Below are 15,803 nucleotides of genomic sequence, written 5' to 3' on the forward strand. Positions count from 1 at the left end.
TTCGATGTGCTTTATGCGTTAACAATGACACGTCAGGAACAATCGTCTCAATCATAGCCTCAGCAGATCTATCACTTAAGCCGAATACCCGAGTCTTGCCGATATCCGTTTGCCTGCTTCTAGTAGCGGTGTTATCCACTCAGATTTTCTGCGTTCGATTGGCGCGGATACGGAAAGTCCTGCGACAACGGCACCCGACGAGTCACGCACTAACACACCGATGCAACCGACTCCGATTTCCGCCTCTTCGTCGTCGAGTGCAAAACCGTTATGCATATCGCGTTCGATGTGTTGACTAACACCCGTGGCTGGATGCCACGCAGGCGGCGGTCACCCGAGCGGTATGTCAGAATCTGCGCGTTGCTATAAATGAATTGAAAGCAGTTGGTAAATCCATCAACCCGATTATGGTCAGTCGTTCGGACTCTACTCAACGTGGACACTATCCGGTCGAGACCGATGTAATCACAGAGGAGATGGGGCCGTTCGATGCGCACTTTTTGATCCCGGCTTTTTTCGAAGGTGGGCGTATCACACGCGATGGGGTGCATTATCTCATGGTTGATGGCAAGCCTGTGGCGGTACATGAAACCGAGTTCGCGCGTGACTCTGTGTTTGGCTACAAACACAGTTACATGCCTGACTATGTCGAGGAAAAGACCAAGGGCCGCATCAAGTCCTCCGAGGTAAAACATTTTGCCCTGGAGCAGGTACGTGGTGACTCGCTGACGGATTTACTCGCCTTACGCGACAATCAGTGCTGTGTTGTCGATTGCGAACAACAATCGGACCTCGATCGGTTTGCTGCACAAATACGTGAAGCGGCGGCGCAAGGTAAGCGTTTTCTTTTCCGCAGCGCCGCTAGTCTATTGACCTCGCTGGCGCAACTACCGCCACAACCTGTCGCCGCTGAGGCCATGCGTGAGTATGTGCGTGGTGGCAAGCCAGGTGCGGTAATTATCGGCTCGCATGTGAAGAAGACCACGTCGCAGTTAAACGCCTTGTTGAATCAAGCCGGTGTGACACCGATTGAAATCGACGTCACACTTATCGAAGAACAAGGCGAGGAATTGTTGCAATACATCGTCAATGCGGCGGCGGCTGCACATCAACAAGGCAATACTCCGGCAATATTTACCAGCCGCGTCGAGCTGAGCTTTCCCGATCAGCAAACGCGTCTGCAATTTGGTGAAACCGTATCGGCGTTTTTGATGGATGTGGTACGCAATCTTCCGCAGGACATCGGTTTTCTGATTAGCAAAGGCGGAATCACATCGAATGATGTGTTAAGCTCAGGACTCGCCTTGCAAACCTCTCGGGTTGTCGGACAGATACTCGCCGGTTGTTCTGTTGTTCGTTGTCCGCAGGAACACGCGCGCTACCCCAATCTGCCAGTAGTCATATTTCCGGGCAACGTGGGTGACGATAATGCGTTGGCTACTGCCTACCATCGACTCAGCGGAATGACAAAACCGAATGTTTCCGAACAGGAAAAGGCCGCCTCTGCCTGACGATGACAACGAGATAAAATATGCACGCAGTCTCAGAAAAGACCGACAACATACCACAGGCCAAAGTCAGTAAAGCGCAACTGCTACACATGATGCAGCAGTTTTTGCCGAGCGACGCTGTGTTACACGAGGACGAGGATCTTCGGCCCTACGTATGTGATGGGCTATCCGCCTATCGCCAGCTGCCGATGATGGTGTTACTACCGGAAACAGTTGCGCAGGTACAGCGCATCGAGCGTATTTGTCGCGAACACAACGTACCAATAGTTGCCCGCGGCGCAGGCACAGGTTTGTCCGGCGGTGCCTTACCGCTTGAACAAGGCGTCGTGCTCAGTCTCGCAAAGTTCAAATCCGTACTCGATATCGATCCCCTGGCGCGCACCGCACGCGTGCAACCCGGTGTGCGCAATCTGGCCATTTCAAACGAAGCAAAACGTTTTGGACTGTATTACGCCCCAGACCCCTCGTCACAAATCGCGTGCAGTATTGGTGGTAACGTCGCCGAGAACTCCGGTGGTGTGCATTGTTTAAAATATGGTCTTACCGTACACAATATTCTTGAACTCAAGGTTGTCACTATCGACGGTGAGTTACTCACCATAGGCAGTCAGGCGCTGGACAGTCCCGGTTATGATTTGTTGGCATTAATGACAGGGTCGGAAGGCATGCTTGCGATTATCGTCGAGGTCACGGTGCGACTGCTGCCGGTACCCGAACGTGCGCAAGTGTTACTCGCAGCCTTCGACGACGTGGAAAAAGCCGGTGCCGCTGTCGGTAATATTATTGCCGCCGGTGTGATACCCGGCGGATTGGAAATGATGGACAAGCTGGCGATACAGGCCGCCGAGGATTTTGCGCATGCCGGCTACCCGCGTGACGCCGAGGCCATACTGCTATGCGAACTCGATGGTTCCAACGAGGAAGTTTCCGAACAAGTCATGCTTGTGCGTGACGTACTTGAACGCAGTGGCGCGACCGAAGTCAGAACCGCAAAAGACGAACAGGAACGTGTAAATTTCTGGAAGGGACGTAAGTCTGCCTTTCCGGCTGTCGGCCGCCTCGCGCCTGACTACTATTGCATGGACGGCACGATTCCACGTAAACGTCTGCCCGAAGTATTGCGTGGTATTGCCGATCTGTCGAAACACTATAATTTGCCAGTGGCCAATGTGTTTCATGCTGGCGATGGCAATTTGCATCCCTTGATACTTTACGATGCGAACATAACAGGCGAGTTGGAGCGCACTGAAGAATTCGGAGGCAAGATTCTGGAATTGTGCGTTGAGGTTGGTGGCACTATCACCGGCGAGCACGGTGTTGGCATGGAAAAAATCAATCAGATGTGTTCGCAATTCGACAGTGCTGAGTTGACGCAGTTTCACGCGGTGAAACACGCCTTTGACCCTGTCGGTTTACTCAATCCCGGCAAAGCCGTTCCTACCTTACACCGTTGCGCTGAATTCGGCGCGATGCATGTACATCGGGGCGAGCTACCGTTTCCTGAACTTGAACGGTTTTAAGTGTAGGGGTATTTGTGGCCAACGAAGAAAAATATTTGCAGCAACAAATTGCATTCGCAGTCAACGATAGAACTCCACTTAACATCGTTGCCGGAAACAGCAAAGCCTGGCTGGGAAGAATTTCAGATGGTGAGACATTGAATATCAAAGACCATCACGGCATAACAAACTATGATCCAACCGAACTGGTCATCACCGCACGTGCCGGTACCAGTCTCGAAGAAATCGAGCACCTGTTGCGACAGAATAATCAGATGTTGGCCTTTGAACCGCCACACTATGGTCCCGACGCTACTATAGGCGGAACCATTGCGTGCAATCTTTCCGGCCCAAGACGGGCTACTAGCGGCGCCGCACGGGATTTTTTACTCGGCACAAAAATCATCAATGGCAAGGCAGAGGTTTTGCGCTTTGGTGGTGAGGTGATGAAAAACGTTGCCGGTTATGACGTGTCGCGCCTGATGTGTGGTGCGATGGGTACGCTCGGGGTTTTACTTGAGGTCAGTCTCAAGGTGTTACCCAGACCTGCAATGGAAATGACATTGGTGCAAGAGATGAGCGCGAGCAAAGCGATTGCCTTTATGAATCAGTGTGCGAGCATGCCGATACCACTTTCCGCAAGCGCCTGGTGTAATGAGCAGTTGTATATGCGTCTCTCAGGCAGTGCCAATGCGATCGAAACCGCACGACGCTATATCGGTGGTGAAGAACTCACATCGGCCGAGGCCTTCTGGTCTCAATTGCGTGAACATCAGTTAGCCTTTTTTCAAAACGAAAAAACACTGTGGCGTATTTCCCTACCCGCCACCCATGCAGAACTTTCTCTCGAAGGAGATACACTCATGGAATGGGGCGGCGCCCTACGCTGGCTATACACAGACCTTCCAGCGCAAGAGATATTTGACGCATGCACAATCGCCGGTGGACATGCGAGTTGTTACAAGACCCATGATCGAAGTGGGCAGATATTTCAGCCTCTCAATCAAGGGCTCATGACTTTGCATCGACAGTTGAAACAATCATTCGATCCTTATTGTGTATTCAACCCGGGCCGGATGTATCAGGAGTTTTAATGCAAACCCAAATACTGGATAGCTATCTGCAAACGGCCGAAGGCAAAGAGGCCGAATCGATTCTACGCAGCTGCGTACACTGTGGTTTCTGCACTGCAACCTGTCCAACATATCAGTTGCTCGGCGACGAACTCGATGGTCCGCGCGGGCGCATCTATTTAATGAAACAATTGCTAGAGGGCAAAGAGGTCACGCGCAAAACGAAGACGCATCTGGATCGTTGCCTCACCTGCCGTTCTTGTGAAACGACTTGCCCCTCGGGTGTACGTTATGGTCGTTTAGTCGACATCGGGCGCGATATCGTCGAACACCAGGTGCGTCGTCCGCTGTTTGATCGTGTACAACGCAAATTATTACGTGTGGTAATACCCCGCAGCGCCGTATTCAAGTCCTTGCTCAACCTTGGTCGCCTGTTTAAACCGGTGTTACCGACGAGTTTAAAACAAAAGATACCGGTCACACAGAAGTCTGGCGAGTGGCCGACGACGCAACATACACGCAAGATGCTCGTGTTAGATGGTTGCGTGCAACCCGTCACTACACCGAGAACCAATGCCGCGACCGCACGCGTACTCGACAGACTCGGTATACAACTCGTAAGCGCCAGCGGTGCCGGATGCTGCGGCGCACTCAGTCATCACCTGTCGGCCCACGAAGAGGGACTCGACTATATGCGTCGCAACATCGACGCCTGGTGGCCGCATATAGATCAAGGCGTCGAAGCGATAATCAACACCGCTAGCGGTTGCGGCGTGGTGGTCAAAGACTATGGAATGTTGTTAGCAAACGATACACGTTATGCGGACAAGGCAAAACACATATCTGAACTGGCAAAAGATTTAAGCGAAATTTTATCGCAAGAGGATTTGTCTGTGTTCGCTCGAAAGACGGAAACCCGCGTCGCCTTTCACTCGCCGTGCTCGCTTCAACACGGACAAAAGATTACAGGCACTATCGAAAGCATATTGCGCAACGCTGGCTTTGTATTAACTGAGGTCAGCAACCCGCACCTATGCTGCGGCTCAGCGGGCGCATATTCGATCTTGCAAACCGAATTGTCACAACAGCTATTAGATAACAAACTGGATTCCCTTCAATCAGACGCACCAGACGTCATTGTCAGCGCCAACGTCGGCTGCCAGATGCACATGGCCACCAAGGCTTCGGTGCCGGTTAGGCATTGGGTAGAATTGCTGGACGATGTGTTCGCCAAACCTAAGGATGGCCGCTTTTGAAAAGCATAGTTTGGCCAGATTTGTAAGCGACCTTTTTTGTTTCTACCTAAATAGTAAAGAACGGATTGCGTAATACCGACTTAGAGCGGACATTATCCTAGACATCTACAAAAGGCAAAAAGGTACTGGTTCCAGTCATTCCTTAATCCAGGTAAAGACGGAAGTTGGTTTAATGCCGATGATACGAACCGAACGGTCAAGACACACGTAGTGAAATTTTGAGGGGGTAGCAATATAAAAGAGGCCCCCACGAGTCTCAGGCTTTAACCCAGAAACAGTGAAAATCCATAACATCATGATTTTTTAAATCTTATTTACTCTCCATCTAGGATCTTCGCCTAACTTCTAGCATCCCTCCCCGGATAATGAGTCGAACACGACTCCTATTCGGCTCATATTTAACTTGTTTGTGAGCCGATTAGAGACTATATTCGGCTCATGAAATACAACTGGCAACAAGCGAATTGGACCGACTTTCGGTATGACCTCACAGGTCTCCAAGAGACCTTAGTCATGCTGGCCGAGAAATTCGGACATGTTAGTGGTCTGGTAAAAGGTCTCTCTGAAAATTTACAGACTGATACCCTTGTTAACCTGGTGCTTGCGGAAGCGATAAAGACTTCAGAAATCGAGGGCGAGTTGCTCAGTCGGCAAGATGTCATGTCATCGATTCGCAACCAACTAGGCTTGAACAAGCCGACTGAACATGTGCGGGATAAACGAGCATCGGGAATCGCCGAACTCATGCTAGATGTTCGAAATACTTATGCTGCCCCACTTACGAAAGAAAAGCTTTTTCAGTGGCACACCATGCTTTTCGAACAAACACCCACGCAAATCGCTATTGGAGATTGGCGCTCACATGAGGAACCTATGCAGGTTATTTCGGGTCCGGTTGGAAAAACTACAATCCACTTCGAGGCTCCAGCGTCGAGTCGTGTTCCTGATGAAATGGAATCCTTCATTAACTGGTTTAATCGGAGCGCGCCTGGCGGAGAAAATCATATAAAATTTCCCGTCATTCGATCCGCAATCGCTCATCTTTACTTCGAGAGCATACATCCATTCGAAGATGGTAACGGTCGTATTGGACGTGCAATTGCAGAAAAAACGCTTTCACAAGGCCTCGGATACCCCGTCCTCTTAAGCCTATCCAGCACCATTGAGAAAAATAAAAAACAATATTACTCAGCGTTAGAAACAGCTCAGAAATCACACGAGATTACGCCGTGGCTAAAGTATTTCGCCAACCTCACTCTGGACGCACAAACAGACTCGGAAGTCCAAATCGAATTCATTCTCAAGAAATCTAAATTTTTCGACCGGTTTGGTTCCGTGCTCAATGAGCGCCAAACCAAAGTGATCAAGCGTATGCTTGATGAAGGGCCGAAAGGATTCGAGGGAGGCATGTCTGCAAAGAAATATATCGCAATCACAAGCACCTCTAAAGCCACTGCGACTCGCGACCTACAATACCTCATCGAAAAGGGTGTGTTTAAACAAACAGGCGGTGGTAGAAGTACGCGCTACGAAGTCAATTTAGAACAAATTACTTTTTAGGCTCTTAGATTTAACCTGTCACCGCAACAGCTCGTTAAACTCCGTCGCCAGGACGGGTAGGAATCCATGGTCCCTAGTTTAGGGGATGGTTACACAATATCGCTGAGTTAAAATTGTAACCTTATTGAAAATATTGGGGCATTTATCTATGCTGGTCGCATGCCTGATTATCTTGATTGGCCAATAGAGGCCGCATCCCAAACGGACACGGAAAACCGCTGGTGCCAGCCGGAATCGAATATCTGTCTCGACTTTCATGGTGATCCAATAAAGGCCGGGCTGGTGGTATTTTCTGATGGCAATCACCACATGGCGCTAGAGGCCTGTCTTCGGCAATTCAGAAATCTACACCCCGAAGTGAACGATGTTTTCTATGCGACGACGCCACCTGGCGTGATAGTGAATCTACTCAAGAACGGTCAAATCAACCTAGGCAACCTGACGCTCTCGCGCTTGCCCAATGTGTTTATCAGTCCGCAAGGGATTATGGACAAGTTACAGTCAGACGGTTATGTGGCATCTCACCAGGTTTTCATGCAAAGTCGCGGTAATGTTCTGTTGGTACGCAAGAACAATCCCAAGAACATACAGGGCCTCGCCGACCTGCTCCGTGAGGATATAAAACTGTTTATATCTAACCCGAACACGGAAAAGGCTAGTTACCAGGTTTATGAAGAAACGCTTCTTGCACTGGCTAGGCAAAAAAATATTAGCCAGGACACGATAAGAGATTTACTTAGCGAGGCATCAAAACGACTTGTTACCGGGCAGCGTATACATCACCGAGAGGCGCCACAGCGTGTGTTCGATGACAGCGCCGACGTGGCTATAGTTTATTACCATCTTGCCTTGCGATATACGCGCATTTTTCCGGAACATTTTGATATTGTCCCCTTGAGCGGTTTGAAGGGTGAAGCGAACTATACTGAAAATAATATCTGCACCGCTTACCACGTCGGGTCGGTAGGTGATGGGGGCACATGGGGGCAATCATTCGTTGAATTTATGTTCAGTGATACGGTGACGAGCCTCTATGCTAAACATGGTTTGCAACGCCCATAAAAAAATATACCACCCGAAGGTGGCATATTTGTGTGAGAACAAGTTTCTAGTTATTTCTTGAACGTGATAAACAAGGCCGATGTCCAGATCTTGGCATCGTCAACCTGACGTGCGACAACATAGACCGGGCGATGACCGTGTGGGCCGTTTTTCGGTGCGATTTCAAAATTTCCGGTGACTTCACGTGGTGCCTTCGAGTCACTCATGCGCTCCATCGCAAGAAACATTTCGACGCCGGGTAAATCCTTTTTCAGTCGCGATGCTTCGAGCAATTCTTCGCCGGTAAACTCCCAGGAAAACGTTGGGCAATGCACAAATGGATTCCCTTTTAAAGGATCACCGACTTTTACATAGCCATCAATCGTGCCTTCGATTTTGATTTTCGCCGTCGCTAAATGCGAAACGTCCATCTCGATGGCATCGACATCGCCATAGGTATCACTCTTGAATCCGATCGTCGTTGTTGTTTCGCGCCAGCAGGTTTCTTCTTTGTGCTCAAAGCCCAGGCCTACAAACTCATTGATAACGGCGTTCGTGATGGTGATCTTGCCTTTCCAGGCGGCCCAACGATAGCGATCCTTAATACGTGCACCGCCCCAGCGGAAACGAATCTTACGCTCGGAATAGCCCAGTTCCTTCTGCAGATCGCGCCGCCAAAACTCGCCATCCTGATCGTAGGCAACGATTTCATCCCAACCGGCGTCGCCAAGAAAGCGATAGTCCACCTGCGCGGCTCCCTGGTGATCAAACTCATCACCCATAATGTGCTTACCACACGAAATCAATCCGAAGGTACGCTCGCCGGTCGACGCGAAGGTATGGCGTTGGCGTAAGGCGATGCCGATAGCCTTGCGCGATAGTTCTGGAGAGATGACTCCGGAGATACCGCCCTTGGTACCAAATACCGCTGTACCCGGCACACCGCCACCGCAACGACCACGGTGTTCATCACCTGCCATGCTTGCACCGATTTTGTAGCCGCGTTGCATGGCTTCCTGATACAGCCAGCCAAAGTGACCCCAGGACGATCCGATCTCAATCAATTTTTCCAGTTCGGGATGATGCCAGTCCAGAATACAACGACGCCCACCGACGTGAGGCGTTAACAAGTGACCTTCAGGATCGCTCGCATAGGCGGCCCATAATTCTTCTAGCGGCCAGGCACCGGGAATGGCTTCTGTTGTGCCGGAATCTTCATTCCAGTCAACCGAGCGCACGTGGGTGCCATCTTTCAAAAATGGAAACTCAGGTTCGCCATCGTGCAGGAAGATGACGTTATGGTCACCACCCGCGCAGGAACTGCCGCACCACTCTGTTCCGGGATAAGCAACGAATTCACCGTCTTTACTGATTTCGCGTATCAGCTCTACTGTTTTGTTCCAGCGTTCGTGGGTGATGTTAAAGTCATTATGCGCAAACGCCAGCACGTCCAACCCGGTTACATCACGCCCGTAATTCAGGTTATACGTTGTAGAATTGGTTCCAATCGTATCATCTGAATGCACATGCAAGTCGGTGTAATAGATTCTAGGAAACTCGAGTTCTTTATCGACCGTAACATAGAATGTGTTTGGCTGGACCGCGGGATGATCCGGCATGCTGGCATTGATTACCAATTCACCCGGCTTGTCCGTTGGTATATCTTCCAGCAGATGAACCGACCAACCTTCTTCCGGCAACCTGATCTCGCTCTCATAGCAAGGGACGCCATCAAGCGTAGCGTTGATACGAATCCTGTCAGCGCGATTCCAGCAGGTATTACCCCATTCATCTTCAGCGCGAATTCGCAATGGCACTTTCTCGCCCCGCTTCACCAGACGCGAACCGGCCCATTGTAGTAATGCAGGGCGACCCGGTTTGATATTGATCGTTAGATCAGGATTTACCGCTGCGAAACGTGAGGTGCCAAGTGGGTCCACATAGCAGCGGAACTTGAAGAATTCTTCTGTAAACGTTTGTACACGGGTGCCCGGACCGCCGAAACGTCGGTCTCCCATGCGGATAACGATTTGATCACCAGCCTTTAAATAGCCGTCATAGGTATCAACAATAATGGCTTTCTGAAAAGGACGCTCGTGGCCTTTCTGATCAAAGCGTACGGAAAGCTTTTGCACAGACGCTGGGCTTTGTCCTTCAAGCGTAGGCGATGCATGGTATTCAGCGGATACATAGTTGGCGCCGCTTGGGTGAGTTGTTTGGAAAAGTTCCCAGTCTGAATAGAAGCGAAATGTGGCCTTAAACCAGGAGCCGTCTGCCATGCCCGATTGCCCAAGCGTGTATACAATAATGATTTCCTGCCACGAACCGGCATCCATTTCTTCGATATTACAGGTGACTGAACCAAGAAATGGCATGTCCTTGGTCTTTTGGTACAGACCTGCGGGTGCGAAATATGAATCGCCCAGTTTTTCTTTTAACTCGGCGTCCGTCATTTTTTTCATAGCTAAAACCCCTTGTTCATTTTCCTAAAACATACTGATCGAAATAGTTTCAACGGCACCTCATGAAAAAAATAGCAACGCCATTGAGCGAAAATGTTGACTAAACTCGCTACTGCGTAGACTCAGCAGCGGCGTCCTTTCTTTTCTTGCGTCCGGCCTTGATGCTGGTCCAGAAAGTGCGAACGACGACGAACAACGTTAGCGCCATCAATACCATGGCAACCGGACGCTGGAAGAACATATAGGTATCTTGCTGCGAGATAATGACAACTTGTTGTAATGTACGCTCCCATTCCGGCGCCAGAATAAAACCGATCAACAAGGCGACATAGGAATAGTCAAATTTTCGCATGAAATAACCGATAAAACCGAACACGAGCATAACGCCCACATCAAACATGTCGGACTTGCCAAGATAGGCACCCATGATGCAGGTGAAGATAACGATTGGATACAAAACCAGGGCAGGAATATTCACGGCTTTACAGAAAAAGCGCAGACCCACGCGGCCAACAATCAATAGGAACAAACTGGCTATTACCAGGCTGCCGTAGATGCCATACATCAGCTGCGCATTCTCTTTAAACAACAAGGGGCTCGGTTGCATGCCATGTATCATAAACGCACCCATCAACATGGCTGCGGCAAGGTTGCCGGGAATGCCGAGCACGAACAAGGGAATCAGGCTGGCAGCAACCACTGAACTATTCGCGGACTCAGACGCTGCAATACCTTCAAGACGGCCCTTGCCGAACTCTTCTCTGTGCTTTGATCGTTTCATCGCCTGGTCATAAGACATGAACGATGCTACCGGGGCTCCCAGGCCAGGCATAGCACCGACGCCTATTCCGATAAGAGTGCCGCGCAGCAATGTTCTGGTATTGCCAAAAAATTCCTTGATCGACACGATTCGATCTTCACGCTTTTTAGAAAAAACGTTTGCGGATTGTTCAACGCTTGCTTTGCCCGCGAATCTTTCCAACTGGATCAGGATTTCCGAAAAAGCGAGCAAGCCAATGGCTACCGGAATGAGCGACAAGCCGCCGCCGAGTTGATAAACGTCGAAGGTCAGTCTGGGTAATGCCGTCACCGGCTCAGTGCCGATTAAACCCAGTACAATTCCAAAGGCGGCGGCAATCAGTCCACGACCGATTGAACCGGTTCCGATACCGGCGATAACGGTTAAGGCGAGCGTGATCAACGCGAAAATTTCCGCCGGCCCCATATATAAGGCCACCATTGCCAATGGCGCCGCAACCAGGATCAATACGATAGTCGAAAGAAAATCTCCGGCAACCGAACTATATAAGGCCATGCGCAAGGCCTTTTCACCCTGACCTTTTTGCGTAAGCGGATAGCCGTCCCAGGAAGTAGCAGCGGCTTCGGGTGTGCCAGGTGTTCTTAATAACACGGCAGAAACGGCGCCTCCATAAAACGCGCCCTTGTTTAAGCCCACTAAAAAACCGATCGCCGTCAGTGGCGTCATGTAATACGTGATGGGGATAAACAACGCAATCGCCATCGGACCATTTATGCCGGGAATAGCACCAACTAATACGCCAATCGCTACACCAAGGAGGAGAAACATCAGGCTGGCGGGTGAAACAGAATCCAGCAATCCCGCAAGTATCATTTCCATGGCTTTATAATTTCCACCTGTTGATTTTGTTTATTCGAAAAGTTGTGGCCCCGGAACGGGTACCCCAAAACCATAACGCATGATGACATACAACACAGCCGTTAAGATGACTGCGAGCATGATTGATTGCAACCAGCGCCGACTGCCAATCACATATTGCAATAACATCAGGAATACAAATGACGCAATGATATAACCAACGTACTCAATAGCGACAATCAGCAGAACACTGGGAAACATCACGTTCATCAGGCAACGCAGATTGACTCTGCCTATTTGCGTGAAGCCACCTTCGTCACCTCTATCTTCCGGAAACGTTGTCTCGCTGCGCGGGAGCGGCTTTTTAAAATAGCGCGCGATGAAGACAAAAAACAGCGACAAACACGCCATAAAGAGCATTATGCTGATTGCCACGCTTGGCACCAGAGAAGATGATGCACCGTAACCCGGATAGGCAGGTGTGTAATTAGGAATTCCCCAGCTAAGCATCAAAATGCAAAACCCGATTACAAGCAAATATGCCATCGAGTCTCTTGTTATTCTTGTCAAGCCACGTCACCTCCGACCTAGACAAATTCACCTGCGTAGAATACGCAGAAGCGACTTAAATAAAATCGCCAGACGACTAATCGCCTGGCGATTCAAGTGTTGGTCAAGCTGCTAGTTCATACTTGCCAGCGCACCAAAGGTGGCATACAAGCGACTTGCCGTTTTATCTGCGGTCTCTTCACCCCAGGTAACTGGGCGCATCTTCAGATTATCGGTAATGAATGTTTGCGTTTCTGCATCATTGGCAAGCTTGTCTGCAGCGGCTAACAATTTCGCTTTCGCCTTAGGATCAATGCCTTTTGGTGCGATCAAAGCAACAATCATTTCAATTTGCTCGTCATATCCCTGCTCTTTCAGCGTAGGAACTTCGGGGATAGGCGGTAAACGTTCGCCGAGGGCAGAGGCAATTAATTTTATCGTACCCGCTTCTACGTGCTTATATAGAATTGCGCCAACATACCCAACATCGACATGGTCGCCGGTAACTGCCTGGATAACTGACGGGCCACCTTTCGACGGAAGCAAGGCTAATTGAACACCTTCCTTTTTCGCCATGCGTACGATGGCATCCTTATCATCCGCGCCATGGAACATTGCACGAATTTTTCCGCCATTCTGCGTCTTGGCCCAGGCAAATGCTTCTTTCAGTGTCTTATAAGGCTTGTCGCTTTTAGCGATGAAACCACTGGAGTTCAGCGCCACCAGCGACAGATAATCAAAATCATCGGACGTATATTGCATCTTCGCGTGATGGGGGGCGTAGGTATAAGCCGTCAAGGAAGTAACACCGATAGTATAACCATCTGCCTTGGCCCGGCTAAGAGATGTGGCCATCACCGTGCCGTGAGAACCGGTGACGTTCTTAACATTTATGGGTTGTCCCAGGAGTGTACTCATGCGCTGAGCGAGCCCGCGCGTGAGACGGTCTATTTGCGCACCCGGTTGTGTCATCGTCATGAACGTAATGGGACGGCTTGGGTAATCCGCGGCGAATACACTGGTGGTAATCGTAGCCATTAATAGGCCAACGCCAAGGGTTAAAAATCTTCTCATTGCGATCCTCCTTGCTTATCTGTCAGTTTTAAATCCGGCCATTGAATTGAAAGAACGGCCTATTCCTTCTACATGCTGCATTGACGAACAGAAATCGTTGTACAGACAGAAACATTGGAAAAATGGGAATAAACTTCAGAAGACGGGCAGCATGCCAGTTCGGGGAATTGCAAATTTGGTAAAACAAAACTTTCCCTGTCAATGCGCCATACTCCATTTGAAAACGCCCTAAAGAAGTCAACCACTTGTTTTCAATAAATATTGTTACGATGTATATATGATCCGGGCAACTATATCGTTTGAAACAAAGCGACTGCACTACTCTATATCATTAACGGTTATCCTGTCTGTCGTCTATGCGACGCAAGAAAAACAGACGAACGTCACTCAAAGGATTAAGTGTATTCGCCAATGTTAATATCCCTTTGCATACAAAAAAGCACTAAACAAAAAAGGGGTGAACGAAGTCTAACAATGCTGCGTACTTGTCACAACTAATAATTCATTAGATTCCGGCTGCTATCGACTCTTCTTGTTACTATTTTGAAGCTGACTCAACTTCTCGAGGCGCATCTTTCCCATGCGATTGTCGAAATATTGCTGTTTGAGCGAGATGACAAGGTCTTCGATGCAGATTTAGGGATGGCTTGGAAACACCCTCATTTAAATCAAAATATTTAATATAGGTATTCATGTAAAAGGGATCCGAATGTGTACCTCGTTGTCCTGCCCGGCCGTCGAAAGCATCTCCCTTAGCGAAAAGCTGCCCATTATTTGAAAAATCCACCACGCATTCGGTGGCAGCTTGTTACAAAACCAAGGATTGGCCAAAACGGCCAAACTATAGTTTCGTGCACAGATGCTTCCCCTTAGACTTTTCACTGCCGGTAAACACCAATACGAACAAACCTGATACGATCATCGCAACCATGACTAACCAAAACGCAGGCTCAATCACGCCAGAAAGTTGCGCAGCTATTCCAAGCGCCAGTGCGCCGATACCATAGCCGAGGTCACGCCAGAAACGATAAATGCCGAGCGCGGAGCCGCGCCAGTTTGGATGCGCAATATCGGCAACCGCCGCGCCGAGATTGGGATATAACAAGGCCATGCCGAAGCCTGCGACTGCCGATGAAAACGACCACCAGGCAATACCATCGGACAACAGCATCATACCCACACCGATACCGGACATTATCATGCCGGTGACGATGGGAATTTTACGTCCGATGCGATCGGACAAATGTCCGGTCAATAACTGTGATGCGCCCCATACGGTGCCATATACACCAATGACCCAACCGGCTTGTTTGATGTCCAGGCCTTTGCTCAATAGAAACACCGGGTAAAACACCCACACGATGGCGTCGACAAATTTTTCCACCAGACCTGCCTGACAGTAGGCGAACATGCGCTTATCACCCCAGGACATCAGTTTGAATACTTCGCCAGTCGTGGGGTGATCAGAAATAGTTTTTGAATACACGGCGGAAGTGTTTACAGCGCCGTTTTGTTGCAATTGCGCGCTTTCGGCCATAGCCCAGGGCAAGGTGTCTTTGATCGTAAATAACACCAGCGCCATTGCACTTAGTGTTACCGTCAAACCAAACCAGAACAAGCCTTCACGCGTACCAAAACTCAAGGCCAGATACGCCGTCACAACGCCGGCAACGGCCACCGCAAAGTAGCCGGAAAATTCATTCAGACCATTGACCATCCCTTTTTGGGTGGGACGCGTAAGGTCTAATTTGGACGTCAGCGTCATCGACCAGGCCAGACCCTGATTAATGCCGAGAAAGATGGTCGCCGTGACAACCCAATACCAATTCTCGGCGTATAGAATGAGAAACGGAATCGGTAGGGCAAACAACCAACCTAAAAATAAAACACGTTTACGTCCGAGTTTTTCAGATAGACGACCGGCAACAAAATTCATCGCACCTTTAACAAAACCAAAGGCCACTACGAACGAGGCTAGTAAGGTAAACGAATTGGCCGGTAGATTGAATTCATCACTGGCGAGTGCGGGCACTACGTTGCGCATCATACCGATGGTCAAACCCACCAGAAAGACTTGCAGTAGCTGGTTGAGAAACTGTGCGAGATTCTCCCGCATGCCAAATTGATAAGTCATAACAATTAAAATAAGGGTCAGACCAC

At 49.5% G+C, this 15,803-nt stretch carries 10 protein-coding genes and 2 pseudogenes; 6 read left to right on the forward strand and 6 right to left on the reverse strand.

Annotated features, from left to right (window positions below):
* Window positions 1-75: 75 nt before the first annotated feature.
* Window positions 76-267: pseudogene (locus OEZ43_11690) on the reverse strand (IclR family transcriptional regulator).
* 15 nt (window positions 268-282) lie between these two features.
* Between OEZ43_11690 and OEZ43_11695 the strand changes: the two are divergent.
* The 6 genes and pseudogenes from OEZ43_11695 to OEZ43_11720 all read left to right on the forward strand — a co-directional run bounded on the left by OEZ43_11695 (window position 283) and on the right by OEZ43_11720 (window position 7,961).
* Window positions 283-1,511: pseudogene (locus tag OEZ43_11695) on the forward strand (four-carbon acid sugar kinase family protein).
* Window positions 1,512-1,531: 20 nt separating this feature from the next.
* Complete coding sequence (locus OEZ43_11700; GenBank protein MDH5546247.1) at window positions 1,532-3,031, forward strand: FAD-binding protein; 1,500 nt, start codon at window positions 1,532-1,534, stop codon at window positions 3,029-3,031.
* Between the two features lie 14 nt (window positions 3,032-3,045).
* The gene (glcE, locus tag OEZ43_11705; GenBank protein MDH5546248.1) at window positions 3,046-4,104 is read left to right on the forward strand and encodes a glycolate oxidase subunit GlcE; all 1,059 of its coding nucleotides are present in this window, start codon (window positions 3,046-3,048) and stop codon (window positions 4,102-4,104) included.
* A complete protein-coding gene (gene glcF / locus OEZ43_11710) occupies window positions 4,104-5,339 on the forward strand; it encodes a glycolate oxidase subunit GlcF (GenBank protein MDH5546249.1) in 1,236 nt (411 codons plus the stop codon). The genes glcE and glcF overlap by 1 nt, the downstream gene beginning before the upstream one ends.
* 438 nt (window positions 5,340-5,777) lie before the next feature.
* A complete protein-coding gene (locus tag OEZ43_11715) occupies window positions 5,778-6,899 on the forward strand; it encodes a Fic family protein (GenBank protein MDH5546250.1) in 1,122 nt (373 codons plus the stop codon).
* Between the two features lie 159 nt (window positions 6,900-7,058).
* Window positions 7,059-7,961: a substrate-binding domain-containing protein gene (locus OEZ43_11720; protein MDH5546251.1), complete on the forward strand. Its 903-nt coding sequence runs from the start codon at window positions 7,059-7,061 to the stop codon at window positions 7,959-7,961.
* Window positions 7,962-8,011: 50 nt separating this feature from the next.
* Here OEZ43_11720 and OEZ43_11725 read toward each other — a convergent pair whose 3' ends face one another.
* The 5 genes from OEZ43_11725 to OEZ43_11745 all read right to left on the reverse strand — a co-directional run bounded on the left by OEZ43_11725 (window position 8,012) and on the right by OEZ43_11745 (window position 15,759).
* The gene (locus OEZ43_11725) at window positions 8,012-10,402 is read right to left on the reverse strand and encodes a hypothetical protein (GenBank protein MDH5546252.1); all 2,391 of its coding nucleotides are present in this window, start codon (window positions 10,400-10,402) and stop codon (window positions 8,012-8,014) included.
* Between the two features lie 109 nt (window positions 10,403-10,511).
* On the reverse strand, window positions 10,512-12,041 hold the full coding sequence (locus OEZ43_11730; protein MDH5546253.1) for a tripartite tricarboxylate transporter permease: 1,530 nt from the start codon (window positions 12,039-12,041) through the stop codon (window positions 10,512-10,514).
* A gap of 30 nt (window positions 12,042-12,071) precedes the next feature.
* A complete protein-coding gene (locus OEZ43_11735; GenBank protein MDH5546254.1) occupies window positions 12,072-12,566 on the reverse strand; it encodes a tripartite tricarboxylate transporter TctB family protein in 495 nt (164 codons plus the stop codon).
* A gap of 135 nt (window positions 12,567-12,701) precedes the next feature.
* A complete protein-coding gene (locus tag OEZ43_11740) occupies window positions 12,702-13,643 on the reverse strand; it encodes a tripartite tricarboxylate transporter substrate binding protein (protein ID MDH5546255.1) in 942 nt (313 codons plus the stop codon).
* Between the two features lie 841 nt (window positions 13,644-14,484).
* Window positions 14,485-15,759, reverse strand: a complete 1,275-nt coding sequence (locus OEZ43_11745; protein MDH5546256.1) for an MFS transporter — start codon at window positions 15,757-15,759, stop codon at window positions 14,485-14,487.
* Window positions 15,760-15,803: the final 44 nt, after the last annotated feature.

The sequence above is a fragment of the Gammaproteobacteria bacterium genome (assembly GCA_029881255.1).
Lineage (GTDB): Bacteria > Pseudomonadota > Gammaproteobacteria > S012-40 > S012-40 > JAOUMY01.